This window comes from Pseudomonas sp. 3-2 (genome assembly GCF_019710535.1).
Classification (GTDB): Bacteria; Pseudomonadota; Gammaproteobacteria; order Pseudomonadales; family Pseudomonadaceae; genus Aquipseudomonas; species Aquipseudomonas pharyngis.
Genome location: NZ_CP081200.1, coordinates 3,843,438 through 3,861,007 on the forward strand (window position 1 = coordinate 3,843,438; position 17,570 = coordinate 3,861,007).

18 protein-coding genes are annotated in these 17,570 nt (G+C 60.5%); 7 read left to right on the forward strand and 11 right to left on the reverse strand.

Annotated features, from left to right (window positions below):
* The first annotated feature begins 7 nt into the window (after window positions 1-7).
* On the forward strand, window positions 8-913 hold the full coding sequence (locus K3819_RS17165) for a LysR family transcriptional regulator (protein WP_221397550.1): 906 nt from the start codon (window positions 8-10) through the stop codon (window positions 911-913).
* Window positions 914-919: 6 nt separating this feature from the next.
* Here K3819_RS17165 and K3819_RS17170 read toward each other — a convergent pair whose 3' ends face one another.
* Entirely contained in the window at window positions 920-2,089 is a 1,170-nt protein-coding gene (locus K3819_RS17170; protein ID WP_221397551.1) for a DUF1624 domain-containing protein, read from the reverse strand.
* Window positions 2,090-2,204: 115 nt separating this feature from the next.
* The gene (locus K3819_RS17175) at window positions 2,205-5,234 is read right to left on the reverse strand and encodes an FAD-binding and (Fe-S)-binding domain-containing protein (RefSeq protein ID WP_221397552.1); all 3,030 of its coding nucleotides are present in this window, start codon (window positions 5,232-5,234) and stop codon (window positions 2,205-2,207) included.
* 159 nt (window positions 5,235-5,393) lie between these two features.
* Between K3819_RS17175 and K3819_RS17180 the strand changes: the two genes are divergently transcribed.
* Window positions 5,394-6,278, forward strand: a complete 885-nt coding sequence (locus K3819_RS17180) for a LysR substrate-binding domain-containing protein (RefSeq protein ID WP_085610583.1) — start codon at window positions 5,394-5,396, stop codon at window positions 6,276-6,278.
* A gap of 47 nt (window positions 6,279-6,325) precedes the next feature.
* On the opposite strand, the gene K3819_RS17185 is transcribed toward K3819_RS17180, so the two are convergent.
* Together K3819_RS17185 and K3819_RS17190 are read right to left on the reverse strand one after the other, a co-directional pair.
* Window positions 6,326-7,600 (reverse strand): glucarate dehydratase family protein, encoded by a 1,275-nt coding sequence (locus K3819_RS17185; RefSeq protein WP_221397553.1) that lies wholly within the window; start codon window positions 7,598-7,600, stop codon window positions 6,326-6,328.
* 24 nt (window positions 7,601-7,624) lie between these two features.
* The gene (locus K3819_RS17190) at window positions 7,625-8,992 is read right to left on the reverse strand and encodes an MFS transporter (protein ID WP_221397554.1); all 1,368 of its coding nucleotides are present in this window, start codon (window positions 8,990-8,992) and stop codon (window positions 7,625-7,627) included.
* A gap of 121 nt (window positions 8,993-9,113) precedes the next feature.
* Between K3819_RS17190 and K3819_RS17195 the strand changes: the two genes are divergently transcribed.
* Window positions 9,114-10,013, forward strand: a complete 900-nt coding sequence (locus K3819_RS17195) for a LysR substrate-binding domain-containing protein (RefSeq protein WP_007950480.1) — start codon at window positions 9,114-9,116, stop codon at window positions 10,011-10,013.
* 142 nt (window positions 10,014-10,155) lie between these two features.
* Here K3819_RS17195 and K3819_RS17200 read toward each other — a convergent pair whose 3' ends face one another.
* The gene (locus K3819_RS17200; protein WP_221397555.1) at window positions 10,156-10,761 is read right to left on the reverse strand and encodes a DUF6338 family protein; all 606 of its coding nucleotides are present in this window, start codon (window positions 10,759-10,761) and stop codon (window positions 10,156-10,158) included.
* 240 nt (window positions 10,762-11,001) lie between these two features.
* On the opposite strand from K3819_RS17200, the gene K3819_RS17205 reads away from it, so the two are divergent.
* On the forward strand, window positions 11,002-11,280 hold the full coding sequence (locus K3819_RS17205; RefSeq protein WP_085610587.1) for a Rho-binding antiterminator: 279 nt from the start codon (window positions 11,002-11,004) through the stop codon (window positions 11,278-11,280).
* Window positions 11,281-11,334: 54 nt separating this feature from the next.
* On the opposite strand, the gene K3819_RS17210 is transcribed toward K3819_RS17205, so the two are convergent.
* Entirely contained in the window at window positions 11,335-12,540 is a 1,206-nt protein-coding gene (locus K3819_RS17210; RefSeq protein WP_221397556.1) for an NAD(P)/FAD-dependent oxidoreductase, read from the reverse strand.
* Window positions 12,541-12,877: 337 nt separating this feature from the next.
* On the opposite strand from K3819_RS17210, the gene K3819_RS17215 reads away from it, so the two are divergent.
* Window positions 12,878-13,426 carry an Rrf2 family transcriptional regulator gene (locus tag K3819_RS17215; protein ID WP_221397557.1) on the forward strand — a complete coding sequence of 183 codons (549 nt, stop codon included), beginning with the start codon at window positions 12,878-12,880 and terminating at the stop codon, window positions 13,424-13,426.
* 64 nt (window positions 13,427-13,490) lie between these two features.
* Here the strand turns inward: K3819_RS17215 and K3819_RS17220 are convergent, their stop codons facing one another.
* Window positions 13,491-13,826, reverse strand: coding sequence for a hypothetical protein (locus tag K3819_RS17220; protein ID WP_041475321.1), 336 nt, complete (start codon window positions 13,824-13,826; stop codon window positions 13,491-13,493).
* Window positions 13,827-14,002: 176 nt separating this feature from the next.
* Here K3819_RS17220 and K3819_RS17225 point away from each other — a divergent pair, with 176 nt between their 5' ends.
* The gene (locus K3819_RS17225) at window positions 14,003-14,242 is read left to right on the forward strand and encodes a hypothetical protein (protein WP_007950501.1); all 240 of its coding nucleotides are present in this window, start codon (window positions 14,003-14,005) and stop codon (window positions 14,240-14,242) included.
* Window positions 14,243-14,301: 59 nt separating this feature from the next.
* Here the strand turns inward: K3819_RS17225 and K3819_RS17230 are convergent, their stop codons facing one another.
* On the reverse strand, window positions 14,302-14,490 hold the full coding sequence (locus tag K3819_RS17230) for a DUF2188 domain-containing protein (RefSeq protein ID WP_085602946.1): 189 nt from the start codon (window positions 14,488-14,490) through the stop codon (window positions 14,302-14,304).
* A 197-nt stretch (window positions 14,491-14,687) separates the two neighbouring features.
* On the opposite strand from K3819_RS17230, the gene K3819_RS17235 reads away from it, so the two are divergent.
* Complete coding sequence (locus tag K3819_RS17235; RefSeq protein WP_085602944.1) at window positions 14,688-15,050, forward strand: NUDIX hydrolase; 363 nt, start codon at window positions 14,688-14,690, stop codon at window positions 15,048-15,050.
* Between the two features lie 3 nt (window positions 15,051-15,053).
* On the opposite strand, the gene K3819_RS17240 is transcribed toward K3819_RS17235, so the two are convergent.
* The 3 genes from K3819_RS17240 to K3819_RS17250 all read right to left on the reverse strand — a co-directional run bounded on the left by K3819_RS17240 (window position 15,054) and on the right by K3819_RS17250 (window position 17,401).
* Window positions 15,054-15,296, reverse strand: a complete 243-nt coding sequence (locus K3819_RS17240; protein ID WP_011334667.1) for a DUF1652 domain-containing protein — start codon at window positions 15,294-15,296, stop codon at window positions 15,054-15,056.
* Window positions 15,297-15,419: 123 nt separating this feature from the next.
* Window positions 15,420-16,319: a polysaccharide deacetylase family protein gene (locus K3819_RS17245; protein WP_085610590.1), complete on the reverse strand. Its 900-nt coding sequence runs from the start codon at window positions 16,317-16,319 to the stop codon at window positions 15,420-15,422.
* Window positions 16,320-16,453: 134 nt separating this feature from the next.
* Window positions 16,454-17,401, reverse strand: coding sequence for an ABC transporter substrate-binding protein (locus K3819_RS17250; protein WP_011334669.1), 948 nt, complete (start codon window positions 17,399-17,401; stop codon window positions 16,454-16,456).
* Between the last annotated feature and the right edge of the window lie 169 nt (window positions 17,402-17,570).

Sequence of the window (17,570 nt, forward strand, 5' to 3'; positions counted from 1 at the left end):
CTCACAAATGAAAAACCCGTCCACGGCGGATCTGTCGATCTTTCTCTGCATCGCCCAGCACCTGAATTTCAGCCGTGCGGCGGTGGATCTGGGCCTGACACCGTCCGCGCTGAGCCATTCATTGCGCACTCTGGAAAATCGCCTGGGCGTGCGTCTGTTCAATCGCACCACTCGCAGTGTGGCGCTGACCGAAGCGGGCGAGCGGTTATATGCGCGGCTGAAACCGGCGTTTCGCGACATCGACGACGCGCTCGAAGACCTCAATCACTTTCGCGACAAACCTTCCGGCAACCTGCGCATCACTGCGGGGCGTCAGGCCTGCGAACTGGTGTTGCTGCCGATTGCCGGGGCGTTCCTGCAGGCCTACCCGGACATCCGCCTGGAAGTGGTCGAAAGCGATGCGCTGCTGGATATCGTCGCCGCCGGTTTTGATGCCGGGGTGCGGTTCGGCAATCGGCTGGAGGCGGACATGGTGTCGCTGCCGATCGGCCCGACCTTGCGCTCGGTGGTGGTCGCTTCACCGGCGTTTCTGGAACGGCACGCCGCGCCGCAAAAACCGGAGGATCTGCACACCCTGCCCTGCATCCGTCACCGCTTTCCCAGCGGCGCGCTGTATCGCTGGGAATTCGAACGCGGTGGCATCGATCAGGAAATCGAAGTCAACGGCCCGCTGACCCTGGGCGATGTCAGCCTGATGGTCGGCCCGGCGTTGCAAGGTCTGGGATTGGCCTATGTGTTCGAAGACATGGTCAGCGAGCACCTCGCGGCCGGGCGTCTGGTGCAGGTCTTGGCGGACTGGTGCCCGTACTATCCGGGTCTGCACCTGTATTACCCGAGCCGGCGCCATGTGCCGGCGCCGCTCAAGGCGTTTATCGACTTCGCCCGCCTTGCCCGCGATGGCAAAACGGGCTGAGCCGTTTTACAGATATTTCAACCAGGTTATGTCGCGGCGCCGGGCCTTCAATGCCGAAAACCAGCGCACGGCCGGGAACAACGCGACCGCCAGCACCATCGCCGCCAGCCACACCGCCGTCACCGACGAGAAACCGAAATACGTGCCCTGATTGAGCCCGAACAACGCCACGCCAATCAGGTACAGCACCTTCAGCGCATACAGGTGCAGCAGGTAAAAAAACATCGGTGCCGAACCGAACACCGTCAGCCAGCGAATCCAGCGTCGATCCTGTGCGCGTTCGAACACCAGCAACAGCAACAGTCCGACACTCACCGTCAATGTGATGAACAACAGCGACGGCGGGTATTTGGTGATGTTGAAAAAACTCATCAGGGTTTGCACACCGCTGTCACCGAAGGCCCAGGGTTTCTCGCCGTAACCGTTGACCAGCCGCAGGACCACGAACCCCAGCAGCCCGGCGATGCCACCGATCAACAAGCGGCGCTGACGCACGGCTGCATCGGCGGCGCGAGCGAACCACGGCCCCAGCGCGTAACCCAACCCGATCACGCCGATCCACGGCAACAACGGGTACGAGGTGCGCAGACGCAAGGTCTCGCCCGCCTCGATCCAGCCGCGATCATGCAGGATCGCCCACGGTACGTGCAGCGCCGACTCCGCTGCGAAGTGCAGTCCGTCGAGCAGATTGTGCCCGGCGATGATCGCCAGGCTCAGCGTCAACAACAGCCAGCGTGGCAGCCAGACCAGCAGCGACAGCGCGATCATGCTCAGGCCGATCGCCCAGATCACTTGCAGGTAGATCACAGTCGGTGGCAGCTGGAACGTCCAGGCAAAATTCACCAGGGTGAATTCGAGCGCCACCAGAAACAAACCGCGCTTGAACAGAAAGGCACTGACGTCAGCCTTGCCGGCGTACTTTTCCCCGAACAACCACGCTGATAAGCCGGTCAGCAGCACGAACACCGGCGCGCACAGATGCGCCAGGGTACGGCTGAAGAACAGCACCGGCTCGGTGCTGGCGATGTCCATCGGGTCGCTGACCTGACGATGCAGCAGAAAAGTTTCGCGCACGTGGTCCAGCAACATGAACAGAATCACCAGGCCACGCAGCGCATCAATGGACAGCAACCGGCCAGTGGCCGAGGGGGCAGAACGGGGAACCGCAATCGTCATGGAAGTATCGCAATCGAAAGGTTGATCAATGCGGCCGCCCGAAAGCGGCCGTAAAATTTGCGTTACCGTATAACATGAAAAACCGATCCAATCGCTAGCGGTTCTCAAACAGCGATCACGCGGTGCGCAGGGTTTCCAGCACGACCTGCAACGGATGGCGCAACTGTCGATCGGCCTGGCGCTTGACCTGACTGCGGCAGGAATACCCGGTGGCCAGTGCTTCGCCCTTCTCCACCGGCGCCTCGATCTGCTTCGCCCAGGATTGCTCGTAGATCACCGCCGAGGTCTCGCGATTACGCGCTTCGTGTCCGTAAGTGCCGGACATGCCGCAGCAACCGGTGGCCTGAGTCGCGAGCTTCAGGCCGACACGCTCGAACACCTGCTCCCATTGCCGAGTGGCGGCCGGAGCGTTGGTTTTTTCGGTGCAGTGCGCCAGCAGGCGGAAGGTTTCGTCGCGGCGCTTTCCGACTTGCTCCGGCATGACCTTGAGCAGCCACTCCTGCACCAGCGCCACCTCCGGGCATTTCTCCATTCCCGGTACTTTCAGATATTCCTGGCGATACACCAGAGTCATGGCCGGGTCGAGCCCTACCAACGACACACCAACCTCGGCCAGCGCGCGCAATTGCCCGGCATTGCGCAACGCCGCGCGGTTGAACGCCGAGAGAAAACCCTGCACATGCAGCGGCTTGCCGTTGGCACTGAACGGTGCCAGGTAGACCTGATAGCCGAGACGCGAAATCAGCTCGATCAGATCCGCCAGCAACGGCGCCTCGAAATACCTTGTGAACGCATCCTGCACCAGCACCACACTGCGCTCGCGCTGGGCTGCAGTCAGCGCCGACAACACCTCGACCGACGCCGGCTGAACCTGCCAGCGGCGCATCGCCGCATAAAAATCAAAACGACTGAGCAGCGGCACATCGACCATGCCGCCAAGACGCTCGATCAAGCGTCGGCTGAACGAGACGCCCATCAAGCCGTTATAGAGAAACGGAATCCGCGCCATGTACGGAATCGTGTACTCCAGCGAGGCGATCAGGTAATCCCGCGCCGGTCGCAGATAGCGCGTGTGGTACAGCTCGAGGAACCGCGAACGGAAGTCCGGCACGTTGACCTTCACCGGGCACTGCCCCGCGCAGGATTTGCACGCCAGGCAGCCGGCCATGGCGTCGTACACCTCGTGGGAGAAGTCCTGTTCCTGCGCACGGCTGTTACGCCAGCGCTGCAGCAACGTGCTGAAAAATGGCGGACGGCGACTGGCATCGGCCAACACGTCGACCCCCGCCTCGCCCTGCAACCGCAGCCATTCGCGAATCAGCGAGGCGCGGCCCTTGGGCGATTGCGCACGCTGGCGGGTGGCTTTCCACGACGGGCACATGGCGTCGTCGGGATCGAAGTTGTAGCAGGCGCCGTTGCCGTTGCAGTGCATCGCTGCGCCGTAGTCCTGCCAGACTTTCTCGTCGATCTGCCGATCCAGTTCGCCGCGCAGGGTCACTTCATCGATCTTCAGCAATGCCGCGCCGGGAATATTCGGTGTGGCGATCTTGCCCGGATTGAACTGGTTAAACGGATCGAACGCCGCCTTCAGGGCCTGCAGCGCCGGGTACAAGTCGCCGAAGAAGGCCGGCGCATATTCCGAGCGCAGGCCCTTGCCGTGTTCGCCCCACAGCAGGCCGCCGTAACGCTGGGTCAGCGCGGCGACGCCGTCCGAAACGGGACGCACCAGTGCGGCTTGTTGCGGATCCTTCATGTCGAGAATCGGCCGTACGTGCAGCACGCCGGCATCAACGTGGCCGAACATGCCGTATTGCAATTGGTGGCTGTCGAGCAGGTCGCGCAGTTCGGCGATGTACTCGGCCAGGTGTTGCGGCGGCACGGCGGTGTCTTCGACAAATGGCTGCGGCCGCGCTTCACCGGCGACGTTGCCGAGCAGGCCCACCGCGCGTTTGCGCATGCCGTAGACGCGATTCACCGCCGCATGCCCGACGGCCAGCGTATGCCCCAGGCGCTCGACCGTGGCGTCGTTGCCCAAGTGCTGGACGAAGACTTCGACCCGGCGCTGCAGCTCCTCGGGATCGTCGCCGCAGAACTCCACCAGGTTGATCCCCAGCGTCGGCCGCTCGGCGCTTTCCGGAAAGTACTCGGCGACGCCATGCCAGACGATGTCCTGCATCGCCAGCAACAGCACTTTGGAGTCGACGGTTTCAATCGACAGCGGCTTGAGCGCCATCAGCGCACGGGCATCGCGCAAGGCATCCATGAAGCCGGCGTAGCGTATGTTCACCAGCATCGTGTGCTTGGGAATCGGCAACACGTTGAGTTTGGCCTCGACCACAAACCCCAGCGAACCCTCGGCGCCGCACAGCACGCTGTTGAGGTTGAAACGGTTGTCGGCCTCGCGCAGGTGCGCCAGGTCGTAGCCGGTCAGGCAGCGATTGAGATCGGGGAAGGTTTCCCGGATCAGCTCGCCCTGCTCATCGATGATCTGCCGCGCACAGCGATACACCTCACCGGCCCGGCCCTCGCGGGCGCACTCCGCTGTCAGCTCGGGTTCTTCCAGCGGGCGACCGTGCAAGCGCTCGCCACCGCGCAGGACCATGTGCAGTTCCAGCACGTGGTCGCGGGTCTTGCCGTAGGTGCAACTGCCCTGGCCGCTGGCGTCGGTGTTGATCATGCCGCCGACAGTAGCGCGGTTGGAGGTCGACAGTTCCGGGGCGAAAAACAGCCCGGCGGATTTCAGGGCGGCGTTGAGTTGATCCTTCACCACGCCGGCCTGCACCCTTACCCAACGCTGTTCAACGTTGATTTCGAGAATGCGGTTCATGTGCCGCGACAGGTCGACGACGATACCGTCGGTCAATGACTGGCCGTTGGTGCCCGTGCCGCCACCGCGAGGGGTGATCACCACTTTCTGGTAGGCCGGTTCGGCGATCAGGCGTGCCAGCAGCGCCACGTCGTCGGCGTCACGCGGGAATACTGCTGCTTGCGGCAAGCGCTGATAGATCGAGTTGTCGGTGGCCAGCACCACGCGGCTGGCGTAGTCGGCACTGATTTCGCCGCGAAAACCGCTGGTTTCAAGGGCTTTGAGAAACTGTTGGTAGTCAGTGTTCAACGTGGTGGAAGGCGACAGCTGAGCAATCATCGGAAGTGCAATCTCGGTCAAAAACGGGCCGTGTGGCGGTGAACAGTTGTGCGCAAGGAATGATTGCGTCACGCTCCCGCCATCTCATAGGCCTTATGTTCATTGCAGAGCGATGCCGGGACAACCGTAAAATCGACCCGCAATCCATGACTAAAACGAATGAATCCGCGAACCCTCACTCCCTCGATGTCGTTGCTGCTGGCATTTGAAGCCGCCGCACGCCATGAAAGCTACACCCGCGCCGCCCACGAACTGTCGCTGACCCAAAGCGCGGTCAGCCGGCAGGTGCAGATTCTGGAAAAGATGCTCGGCATGCGCCTGTTCAGCCGCGAAGGCCGGCGAGTGATCCTCACTGACGTCGGGCGCATGTATCAGCGCGAACTGTCCGAAGCCCTCGGCCAGATCCGCAGTGCGACGTTGCAGGCCATGGCGTTTGGCTCGGGCATCCACAGCCTGCGCCTGGCGACCTTGCCGACCTTCGGCTCGAAATGGCTGCTGCCGCGCTTGAAGGATTTCTACACCGCGCACCCAGGCATGACCGTGCACCTGCATTCACGCATCGAGACGATCGACTTCGACACCAGCGAAATCGACGCGGCGATTTGCGTCGGTGGCGGGGACTGGCCGGGGCTGACTGCCCACCGCCTGCACACCGAGGAACTGGTGGTGATCGCCAGTGCGCAGCTGACCGATGCCGAACGCCGTGCGGCCGACAAGGATATCGCCGGGCAATTGCTGCTCAACGTCAGCAGCAATGCTCAGGCCTGGTCCGAGTGGTTCAGTCATCACGCCCTGCCCCATCGCAGCATGCGCATCGGCCCGAGTTTCGAGATGACCTCGCACCTGATCCAGGCGGTGCGCGCCAATATCGGCATCGGACTGGTGCCGAGGATTCTGGTCGAAGATGAATTGCACAACGGCGAGCTGCTGCAACTGGGCCAACCGATCAGCAGCCGGCGCAGCTATTACCTGGTGTACCCGGCGCGCAATGAGTCGCTGGCGTCGCTGAAGGCGTTTCGCGACTGGTTGATGCGTACGCTCTGAATCTCTACATCGCCAGATCAATTGCCATCGCGAGCAGCCCCGTGAACTCAGAACCGCGGCTTCACCGCTTTCCAGTCCGGTTTATAGCGCTGCATCTGCCGCACATCATCACGCTGGCGAATGCCGCAAGTCAGGTACTGGTCATGCAGCTTGCCCAGTTGATCGTGATCCAGTTCCAGCCCCAGACCCGGTGCACGAGTAACCTTCACGCAGCCATCGACAATCGGCAGCTTGCCGCCCTTGATCACTTCTTCATCCGGTTCCTGCCACGGGTAATGGGTGTCGCAGGCGTAGTCCAGATTCGTTACGGCAGCCGCTACGTGAGCCATCGCCATCAGGCTGATGCCCAGGTGTGAATTGGAATGCATCGACACGCCGAGGCCGAAGGTGTCGCACATTTTCGCCAGCGTCTGGGTGTCGCGCAGACCGCCCCAGTAATGGTGATCGGCGAGGACAATCTGCACGCTGTTCAGCGCAACGCTGCGGCGGAACTCATCGAAATCGGTGACCACCATGTTGGTCGCCAGCGGCAGCCCGGTGCGTTTGTGCAGTTCGGCCATCCCTTCGAGGCCCGGGGTCGGGTCTTCGTAATACTGCAGATCATCGCCCAGCAACTCGGCCATGCGGATCGAGGTTTCCAGCGACCAGTTGCCGTTGGGATCGATGCGCAGCGGATAACCGGGAAAGGCCTTTTTCAGCGCCTTGATGCACGCCACTTCGTGTTCCGGCGGCAGCGTGCCGGCCTTGAGCTTGATGCTCTTGAAACCATACGCCTCGATCATCCGCGCGGCCTGGGCGACGATCTGCTGCTCGTTCAGCGCCTCGCCCCAGTTGTCCGGCTTGTACGGTGAATCGACGTGTTGCGCGTACTTGAAAAACAGATAGGCGCTGAACGGTACTTCATCGCGCACCGCACCGCCCAGCAGATCCACCAGCGGCACATTCAAGTAGCGGGCCTGCAAATCGAGGAACGCCACTTCAAACGCCGAATACGCGTTGCTCACCGCTTTACTGGCATGGGAACCAGGGGCGAGTTCAGCACCGGCCAGACTGGCCGGTTTGTTGGCAGCGACCGTCGCTTGGACAATCCGACGCAGCTGATTGAGGTTGAACGGATCGAGGCCGATCAACTGCGATTGCAACTGTTGCTGGATCGCCAGTGCCGGGGCATCCCCATAGCTTTCGCCGAGGCCGATGTAGCCGTTGTCGCTTTCGATCTCGATGATCGAGCGCAGGGCGAACGGTTCGTGGATGCCACTGGCGTTGAGCAGCGGCGGATCACGGAAGGCAATCGGAGTGACGGTTACGCGAGTGATTTTCAAAATGACGCTCCTGTTGAGTCGGAATCAGTGGCTCGCCACCGGATTGGCCGTCGGCGCGACGGCGGTTTCGGGTTCAGGCTTTGCCGGGGTTTTGCCTTTGGCGCCGGGCGCCATGCGGGCAAAGAAGATCACCACTGCTGCCACCAGCGAAGTTGCGGCCAGGCCATACAGGCCGCCTTCTATGGAGCCGGTGGTCTGTTCCAGGAAACCGAACGCGGTCGGCGCAACGAAGCCACCCAGATTGCCGATGGAGTTGATCAGCGCGATCACCGCCCCCGCGATGCGCGCATCCAGATAGCTTTGCGGAATCGGCCAGAACAGTGCCGAAGCCGCCTTGAAACCGATGGCCGCAAAACAGATCGCGACGAAGGCGAAAATCGGCCCGCCGGTGGTGGACATGAACATGCCGAACGCGGCGATCACCAGGGTCAGCGCGACCCACGCCTGTTGGAATTTCCACTTGCCGGCCAGCGCCGCAAAGCTGTACATCGCAACGATGGAAATGATCCACGGCACGGAGTTGAGCAACCCGACCTGGAAGTCGCCGAGATTGCCCATCTTCTTGATCATGCTCGGCAGCCAGAAAGTGGCGCCGTAGATGGTCAGTGCGATGGAGAAGTAGATGAAACAGAACAGCGCGATCTGCCGGTCCGCCAACAGTTTGAACATCGATGGTCTGGCGACGTGAGTTGCTTCGCGGGCGCGCTGCTCTTCAGCGATTGCCGTCACCAGCGCTTCACGCTCCTCCTCGCTCAGCCACTTGGCCTGACGCGGATGGGATTGCAGCCAGAACCAGACAAACCCGCAGAGCACTACCGACGCGGCACCTTCGATCAGGAACATCCACTGCCAGCCGTGCAGGCCCAGACCGCTGATGTGCAACAGCGCGCCGGACACCGGACCGGAAATTACCGAAGCGATTGCCGAGCCGCTGAGAAACACCGCCATGGTCTTACCGCGCTCAGAGGCCGGCAGCCATTGGGTGAAGTAATAAATGATCCCCGGGAAGAACCCGGCCTCGGCAGCGCCCAGAATGAAGCGCAGCACATAGAAACTGGTTTCACCCTTGACGAACGCCATGGCCATCGCGGCGGCGCCCCAAGTGAACATGATCCGTGTCAGCCAGGCGCGGGCGCCGTAGCGTTGCAGGAGCATGTTGGATGGCACTTCAAACAAGGCGTAACCGATGAAAAACAGACCGGCGCCAAGGCCATAGGCAGCGGCGCCGATACCCAGATCGGTTTCCAGATGACTGCGCACAAAACCGATGTTGACCCGGTCGATGTAGTTGACGATGAACATCACCACGAACAGCGGCAGCACATGGCGCTTGACCTTGGCGGCGGCGCGGGCGAGTACCGTGATGTCCGGCGGACTCTGGAGGGTATTCAAAGGGCGACTCCCGATCTTTGTTTTTGTAGGGATGGCCTGTTCAGGCGTAGAGCGATCATGGACGGGGTGATTGATCCCGTCTAATCTAACTTGGCATTCGATTGATACCTGGATTAGATCAATGTTCGAGCTGACCCAACTGCGCTGCTTCACCACCGTCGCCACCGAACTCAACTTCCGGCGTGCCGCCGAGCGGCTGAACATGACCCAGCCGCCACTGAGCCGGCAGATCCAGTTACTGGAACATCACCTGGGCGTCGAACTGTTTACCCGCAGCACACGCAGCGTGGCGCTCACCGCTGCCGGCCGCGCATTCTTCATCGAGGCGCAGAACCTGCTCGAGCGCGCCCAGCAAGCCGCCGTCACCGCCCGGCGTTTTGCCGAGGGCGATATCGGTTCGGTGAACATCAGTTTTGTCGGCAGCGCGGTTTATGAATTCCTGCCCAAGGTCATCGCCGAGGCGCGCCTCAAGCAGCCGCAGGTGAAGATCGACCTGACTGAAATGAACACCTACCAGCAACACGAAGCCCTGCGCGCTCGACGCATTGACCTGGGGATCGTCCGCGCGCCGTTGCTGGAACCGGGCTACGCGACCGAGTGCCTGGTGCGCGAGCCGTTTGTGCTGGCGGTGCCGAGCGGCCATCGACTGGCCGAGGCCGACGAGGTTTCAGTGAAGGATCTGGACGGGCAGCCGTTCCTGATGTATTCCCACGCAGCCTATCCGCCGTTCAACGAATTGCTCACCGGCATGCTGCGCTCGGCCCGGGTCGCCCCGGATTACGTGCAATGGCTTGGGTCTTCGCTGACGATTCTGGCGCTGGTCAACGCAGGCATGGGCCTGGCGCTGGTGCCGCGTTGCGCGACCAGTGTGGTGTTCAGGAATGTGGTGTTTCGCGAGATCGATCTGGGCGAAGGGGTGCAGAGCGAGCTGCATCTGATCTGGCGGGAGAACAACGACAACCCGGCGTTTGCGATGTTGCTGGAGGGCATTCGCCGGGCGGTGAAGGATGGATGGGGTTAGGATTGGGCATGCGGTGATGGGGGATACTTCAGCGGTGGTGGTGCCTTTGAAGCCTGAATCGGTGGATTCTCCAATCGCTTACCGTCTGGCCCATAAACCAGGTGTCTGAGATGCTCCGGCATAGGTCGTCGTGCTCTAGCAGTCATGTTGAACCCTCTGATGTCGGGTTGAACTCAACCCATTTAACCTTTGCGGAATCTATCAGCAAAAACTCCGCGCCCAAAGGCGACTTGGTGCCATCTTCATTGAGCCAGTACGGAGATCCCATCAAGAATTGCCCGGTGCTGGATTCGGGAGGCCATTCGACCGGCCAGCCTAGAACGCGCCTTTCGTCGTTCAAATGCAGGGTGATGAATTGATCATTTTGCGCAAACGCGCTGAACCATTCACTCGGATAGGAAGATTGTTTCGTTACGTTTCTACTGCGTAACCACCCATGCAATCGGTCATTGGTTGCCAGACAGCAAGCCATCAACCCAAGCAACAACGAAGCAGAAAATGCCCAGCACGCTTCAGCCTTCGCATCCCACTTCCCTACAGAAAACCCCTTCTCCCCCACCCACACACAAACCGCTCCAACCCCCAGCACCATCCCGTGAATCACAAACGTGAAAATCAGCGCCTGCACAATCTGGCCGAACGTATCCGGCCGCTTGAAGGCCGTCAGGGTGTAGAAAATCCAGGTCGAGACAAACCCCGGAATCAGGTACTGCAACAGCGGAATCACTTCTTTCACCAGATCATCCATGATCGGTCGCTCCTTGAATCAAAAACAATCCTCCAGAAACAGCAATGCCGGCCCGTAACGGGCCGGCATTCAAAGCCTAGTGCTCGCGGGAAAAACGCCCGCAATCAACTGTCACCGCGCATTACACATCCCGCAGAATCTGATCAGCACCGTTCCCTGCCGCCATCAGCACCGCCGCATGAAGGTTGATGCACGAGCCGGATCGTTTCATCATCGCGCAAGGTTTCGAGGAGTAACGCCATGACCCGTTATCAGCCGTTGAACTGTGATCTGCACGACTACCTGGAAATAGCCTGCCTGCGCGGCTATCAGCTGGACATTGAGTTGGTCGACGGTCAGCGTCTGATGGCCCGGGCCGTGACCACGCGAACCAGCAGTGACAAGGAAGAGTTCCTGGTGATCGAGCAACAAGCCGCGCGACAGGAAATTCGCCTCGACCAGTTGCTCGCGATCACACCTCAGGAGGCCAACGCCGAGTTCGGTCGAGTGATCCTTGCCGGAGGAGTTTGCGGAATCTGAACAAAAAAATCCCGCCCGGCATCAACCGGGCGAGATTTTCTGTGACACGCCGTTTTACGCGACGACAGGGATCATCGGATCCGCAGCCGCCAGCGCGATGGCACGGTCAGCCACCGGCGGGTAGATCCACTGGGTGTTGATCTGGGTCTTGAGCGACTTGCCCTCCTCCTTGACCAGTTTTACCTGACGATCCCAGCCTTCGCTGTACACCGCGCCCCAGGCGCCGAGGTCGAGGCAGGTCACGTATTTCGGCTGGCTGTACGGCGTCGGGTCGACCCCCAGAATCTGCGCCGCAACGTTGTTGCCGGCGTGACGACCGAGGGAAATCGCGTGTTGACAGGTCATCAGGGCGAAGTTGCCGATATCGTCGGTGGCCGCGTAAGCCACGTCGCCAGTGGCGAAGATGTCGTCTTGGCCGATGACTTTCAAATGGGTATCAACGTGCAGCCGACCTTGGCGATCGCGCTCGGCAGGAATCTGCTCGGTCAGGGAGCTGGCGCGTACACCGGTGGTCCAGACCACGGTTTTTGCCTCGATGCGCTGGCCGTCCGACAGGGTCACGCCGTTTTCATCGACCGACAGCACCGACACACCCAGTCGCCATTCGACGCCCAACTCTTCGCTCGCTTCGGCAATCGACACGCTGATCGCTTCGCCCATGGCAGCGCCGACTTTCTGCCCACGGTCAACGATGATCACTTGGATGTTGGCATCATCGCCCAGCACGGCTCGCAGACGCGCCGGCATTTCCGTGGCGGTTTCGATACCGGTGAAACCACCGCCGGCGACGACCACAGTATTGCGCGCCTGGCTTTCAGGCTGGTCGATCAGGGATTTCAGATGATGTTCCAGGCGGATGGCGGCTTCGATCTGGTCGACGTCAAACGCATACTGCGCCACGCCCGGGGTGTCCTGCAGGGCCAGGCCGCTGCCGGCGGCCAGCACCAGTTTGTCGTAGTTGAACACCTGTTGCGTACCGGCTGCGTCGGTGTAGCCCACGGTTTTCGCCTGTACGTCGATGGTGTTCGCCGCGCCTTTGATGAAGTTGACGCCAACCGCATCGAACAGATCGCCCAGCGGCGCGGCCAGCGTGTGGGCGTTCGGCTCGTAGAAACGCGGACGAACGCGCAGCTCGGCCTGCGGCGCCAGTACGGTGACGTCGATGTTGTCCCGATTGTGAATGTCGACCAGACGCGTGGCGCTCAATGCCGTCCACATACCACCGAAACCTGCGCCGATTACCAGAATGTGCTGTTTCATTGTTCTCTCCAGGCACGAAGCCAAGTCACTGAATGAGGTTGAAGGATTCACATCATCGGGAGCGGACTCGGTTGTATTTTTCAAAAACGCGGAAGGCTGCTCACCTGACAACGGCGACTGTATTGGTCGCCTTTAAATCCGAAAAGTCAGATTTTGTGATGATTAGCATCGAAAACTTCAATAGCTCAGATCGAACGTAGCCACCTCCCTTAACTCATTGATTTAGCTAAAAACCAATAAATCCGGGATCCTCATAGCCAAACACTCAAGGCGCTCCCGATTTGTTTGCCACGAACAACCCTGATAACATCGGCGACAAATACAGTCGGAGATAGTTATGTCGCTTTACAGTGCGGGGGTCGAGTACGGCATTCACTGCCTGGCCTTTCTGGTAGGCAGCGGCGGTGACAGTCGTGAAGCCAGCGTGCGCGATCTGGCAGAGCTGCAAGGGGTGCCGCTGGATTATCTGGCGAAGATCTTCACCAAACTGGCCAAAGGCAAACTGGTGGAATCCACCGGCGGTGTGCGCGGCGGCTTTACCCTGGCGCGTCCGGCGGATGAAATCACCCTGCTCGACATCGTCAATGCCATCGATGGTCGCAAGAACATTTTCGAGTGCCGGGAGATACGCGGACGTTGCGCACTGTTCGACGGCTCCCCGCCGGACTGGGCGCTGGACGGCACCTGCTCGATTCACGCCGCGATGATGACCGCGCAAAAGCGCATGGAAGAAGCCCTCGCCCAGCAGACCATCCTCGACATCGCCAGAAAGGTCGGGCGCAAGGCACCGGCAGGGTTCAACAGCCAGGTGGAAGACTGGATGCAGGATCGCCGGGAAAAGAAGACCGGTGGCGCCGGCATTCCGCTCACCGACATCTCGGACTGAGCCCGATCAGCAGGCAAAAAAAAGCAGAAACCGATCTCCGGTTTCTGCTTTTTTTATTTCGCCATTACAGGCAGTCGCGCACCGCTTTGCGCAACGACCCGGACTTCGCCCACGGCGGCCCCTGGTACAGGGAAACGCGGCTGCCGTCCTTGTACTTGACCACATCGAGAATCTCGTCGGCGGTGACGATGCTCGGCGCGGTGATCCGGTAGCCATTGGAAATCGCTGTCTGGGACGTCTTGGCAACGTCCTGCTGCCATAGCGGCAATACACACGCGGCGTAGTCCTTGGGAGTCTTGTCGCTGGTCTTGCTGACATTCGGCTCGCCCGGCACCAGTGACGCAGGCAACGAACAACCGGCCAATGCCGCCATCAGCATCCCTCCGATCAACATCCGCATAGTGATTCCTTCATCTGAAAAAACGCAAATGTACCCTGTAACTGTTCGGACATCCATCGTAGCGCTCTGCCGGTACTCCCCGAAAACCGGGCCATTCAGCTCACCGACAGAAGACCATGCCCCACACCGGAAAAATGCGGCTACTCTGTTTTACCGAGAATGTTCCGGAGGTGATCATGCGGCTCAATGAATACGAACACGAACTTCAGCGTGACCTGCAAAGCGTGGCATCGGACCTGAGATGGTCGGCGGTGGACCTCAAGCGCATCGCCGAGCAACTGCGTCAGTCGGGCAACGAGGCGGACGCCCAGGCGGTACTGCGATCCTGCGAAGTGCTGCAAAGCGATGAAGAACGCCTGCAACTGTATGCCCGCGAAGTGAAAGCCCGCGCCATCAGCCGAACCAAAGTCCACTGAACCTCACTCAGCCCACAGCAAAAAGCCCCGGACAACCGGGGCTTTTTCTTCACAGACCTTCAGTCTGTCTTGCGGCCGCGTGCGCGGCTTTTGTACCCCGGCAGCGCAGCGGCATACGCCAGCGCTTCCTCGCGACTGGCAAACGATGCGAGCCGGTCACCCTGCGTGCAGACCCGCCACGGGCCGTTGTTCACGCTGAGTACGTCGTAGCCATTCATGTGCATTTTGTTCAGCATCGCCATGCTCATAGGCACCTCCTGTCTGCTGACGAACTTTTCCACCTTACACCCGCAACGCGCTGCCGTGCCGACCGGACGTCGCACCGTGGCCGCGTCAAGTCTCCGGCACTTTTGCCGCTTCCAGGCACTCAGAAGCTCTAAACCGGTAGCGGCCCAAATATTGCTAATTCATGACAGATTTATGACAACCGGCAATCGGGTAACACATGAAAGTACGAGCAACCGTCATCTGCGAGCAGGATCGACACATTCTCCTGGTGCGCAAACCCAGGTGCCGCTGGACGCTTCCGGGGGGCACCGTCGAACCGGGAGAAACCCGCGCGCAAGCCGCCGTCCGAGAACTCAAAGAGGAAACCGGGCTGGACAGCGATGACATGCTTTATCTGATGGAATTGCAGAACGGCAGCACCCGCCACCACGTCTACGAGGCATCGGTGCTGAACATCGATCAGGTTCGCCCGCTGAATGAAATCGTCGACTGTCTCTGGCACCCGCTCGATGCGGTGCAGAATCTGAACGTCAGTGACGCCACGCTGAGCATCGTCCGCGCCTTTCAGCGACGCCTTTGACCCTCAGCCGGCAAACGCCCGGCGTCCGGCGCTCATTTCCGTGCGCAATTCACCGATGAAATTGGAGATGTCACGAATAGTGACCAGATGTTCAGGAGAAACACCATTGAGCAGCAACTCGACACGCCCGCTGTCGGGTTCGTAAACCTTGATCTGCAAGAGGCCTTGCGCCGTTTCGGTGCAGTCGCAATACAACGGCGAAAAGCCGGATTCGACGATGCGGCAAATATCGGCAATGGCAATCATGGTGGGCACGCCTCACAGGCGTTGGCTCGGGCGACCCGATGAGCATAGATGAGCTTTCACTGCCCCGCCCCTGCCGCCCAGTGTAAAAATTGCCAACCGCTTCACAACTTCAAATCGCGGCTCTCAATGGGCGTCATGGTCCCAGATCCAGTTCCATATTCCCGGCAGATTCACCGGTTTCGACGACTCGCGCACCGTGCGCGCTAGCGCAGCCTTTTCCAGCGCCGCGCGATCGTCATAGAACGGTTTGCCTGCCAGTCGCACGCCGGTGGCGGCGGCACTGTCGAGCAGTATCTGCAAGTACTCGCGGGTGTGACGGGCGGTGTAGCGGTTGAGGTCATGGAAGGTCACCACCACCGGAATCACTCCGTCCACCGTTGGCAATTCGCCGAGGGCAATCCGTTCGCGGACCTCCGACAGTTGTCGCAGCATGTTCGCCCGCCGCCGGGGGCTGGCGTTGAAGCCCCAGATCTTGCCGTCGTTGGCGCTCAGGTCGGTCAGCAACACTTGCATATGGTGCTGTTGATAGGCGGCGAAGGTACGTTTGTCGTAGTTCCAGAACGGCGGACGCAATAACGTCGGCGGCGCGCCGGTGATCGCCGCGATGTCTGCCGAGCCGTTGGTCAGCGAAGTTTCGAGCTCATCCGGGTCGAGCAATCGATGATTGGTGTGCCAATGGGTGGCGGTGTGAAAGCCCAGAATGTGCCCTTCGTCATACTCGCGGCGCATGACTCGCCGACCGATCTCGCTGTTGCCCGCTCGGGGTGCGCGGGTCTGGACGAAAAACACCGCTTTGATCCCCGGTTGCAGCGGGTTGTCCTTGAGGCTGTCGAGCACGGTGTCGGTAGGATTGAAAAGACTGGAAGCGCTGGGGCCGTCATCGAAGGTCAACAGAAAGCGCACAGGCGCCTGCTCTTTGAGCCGGGCTTCGGTCTGCGCGGACATTTCGATGGGAGCGGCGATGCATCCGGCCAACCCGACGACCATCGCCATCGCGCAGAAAAGCTTGAACCACTGTGTCATGTTTTGCCTTGAGCCCGACCGTTGCGGTCATGTTGTCGATTGGCAAAACTCCTTCGCCGCTGCTGCCTCCCTGCGACCCATTGAGATGGGCCGAGGTTGGATAAAGATACACAGGGTTTGGTTTCAGCGCTCGCTCAGCGCGCCAGCGCCTGTTGAAACGAGCTGTCGATGATACCGGCCGTGGCCAGCGGAGCCGGTAGCGCCTTGACCTTGAACAGAAAATCGGCGGTGCTTTGCAGGTCAGCGGCGGCCTGCTGATCCACCGGGCCGACCGTCATGTGCGCCTGGCGCAACCAGTGCCGCGAAACCTGTTGATCGAGGTTGGCCTTCTTCGCCCACAGGTCGGCGTACTCGTCGGTGTGACTGTCAACCCAGGCCCGGGCCTGCTTCAGGCGCCCAAGGAAATCGGCGATCGCTTCACGCTTGCTGTCGATGGACGGCGCAGACGCGGCGATGGCGCTCAAGCCCGGCATCAGGTTTTTCGCGGTGAGAATCGGCCGGGCGCCGGAGAACACGATCTGCTGGGAAATATACGGCTCCCACACCGGGAACGCGTCGATGCTGCCTTGCGGTAGCGCGGCCGCCGCATCGATCGGCATCAGTTTGACGAAGTCGACGTAATTCTCCGGCAAACCACCCTGCTCCAGTGCGCGAAGAGTCAACTGCTGACTCCAGGCGCCCGGCCAGTAGGCGACTTTCTTGCCCTTCAGATCCTCGATGGTTTTCACCGGAGAATCCTTGGGCACCAACAGGGCGATGGTATCCGGATTCTGTCGCGACACACCGATCAGCTTCACCGGCGCTTGTTTAGCGGCCAGAAACAGAAAACCCGAATCCCCCAGGAAACCCAGATCCAGCGACCCGGTCTGCAACGCTTCGGCCAACGGCGCGGCAGCCTGGAAGTGTTTCCAGTCAACCGTGTAAGGCGCGTCCTTCAACACGCCGGACGCTTCTATCGAAGCGCGGATGTTGTAGTAATTCTGGTCGCCGACGTGCAGTACCAAGGGTTCGGCAGCGTAGGTCAATGGCGTGGCAAACAGTGCGCTGGTCAACGCGGCGCGTAGGAAACGTGAGAGCTTCATGGCGAGTCCTGCAGAGGGATTTTTATAGACCATAACGCTCTTACAAATCAGATTTGAAATTCGATTAACGCATAAGCTCAGCACCTTCCCTCCGCACTGTTGGCCGAGCAACAGTGGCTCGTCAGAGTGTTTTCCCTGCAACACTTCAAACCTGCAAAACCGGCGTTAA

Excerpts from the sequence above, each read along its gene's own strand:
- K3819_RS17165 (WP_221397550.1), top strand. The coding sequence starts at position 8 with ATGAAAAACCCGTCCACGGCGGATCTGTCGATCTTTCTCTGCATCGCC.
- K3819_RS17170 (WP_221397551.1), bottom strand. The coding sequence starts at position 2,089 with ATGACGATTGCGGTTCCCCGTTCTGCCCCCTCGGCCACTGGCCGGTTG.
- K3819_RS17175 (WP_221397552.1), bottom strand. The coding sequence starts at position 5,234 with ATGATTGCTCAGCTGTCGCCTTCCACCACGTTGAACACTGACTACCAA.
- K3819_RS17180 (WP_085610583.1), top strand. The coding sequence starts at position 5,394 with ATGAATCCGCGAACCCTCACTCCCTCGATGTCGTTGCTGCTGGCATTT.
- K3819_RS17195 (WP_007950480.1), top strand. The coding sequence starts at position 9,114 with ATGTTCGAGCTGACCCAACTGCGCTGCTTCACCACCGTCGCCACCGAA.
- K3819_RS17200 (WP_221397555.1), bottom strand. The coding sequence starts at position 10,761 with ATGGATGATCTGGTGAAAGAAGTGATTCCGCTGTTGCAGTACCTGATT.
- K3819_RS17205 (WP_085610587.1), top strand. The coding sequence starts at position 11,002 with ATGACCCGTTATCAGCCGTTGAACTGTGATCTGCACGACTACCTGGAA.
- K3819_RS17210 (WP_221397556.1), bottom strand. The coding sequence starts at position 12,540 with ATGAAACAGCACATTCTGGTAATCGGCGCAGGTTTCGGTGGTATGTGG.
- K3819_RS17215 (WP_221397557.1), top strand. The coding sequence starts at position 12,878 with ATGTCGCTTTACAGTGCGGGGGTCGAGTACGGCATTCACTGCCTGGCC.
- K3819_RS17220 (WP_041475321.1), bottom strand. The coding sequence starts at position 13,826 with ATGCGGATGTTGATCGGAGGGATGCTGATGGCGGCATTGGCCGGTTGT.
- K3819_RS17225 (WP_007950501.1), top strand. The coding sequence starts at position 14,003 with ATGCGGCTCAATGAATACGAACACGAACTTCAGCGTGACCTGCAAAGC.
- K3819_RS17230 (WP_085602946.1), bottom strand. The coding sequence starts at position 14,490 with ATGAGCATGGCGATGCTGAACAAAATGCACATGAATGGCTACGACGTA.
- K3819_RS17235 (WP_085602944.1), top strand. The coding sequence starts at position 14,688 with ATGAAAGTACGAGCAACCGTCATCTGCGAGCAGGATCGACACATTCTC.
- K3819_RS17240 (WP_011334667.1), bottom strand. The coding sequence starts at position 15,296 with ATGATTGCCATTGCCGATATTTGCCGCATCGTCGAATCCGGCTTTTCG.
- K3819_RS17245 (WP_085610590.1), bottom strand. The coding sequence starts at position 16,319 with ATGACACAGTGGTTCAAGCTTTTCTGCGCGATGGCGATGGTCGTCGGG.
- K3819_RS17250 (WP_011334669.1), bottom strand. The coding sequence starts at position 17,401 with ATGAAGCTCTCACGTTTCCTACGCGCCGCGTTGACCAGCGCACTGTTT.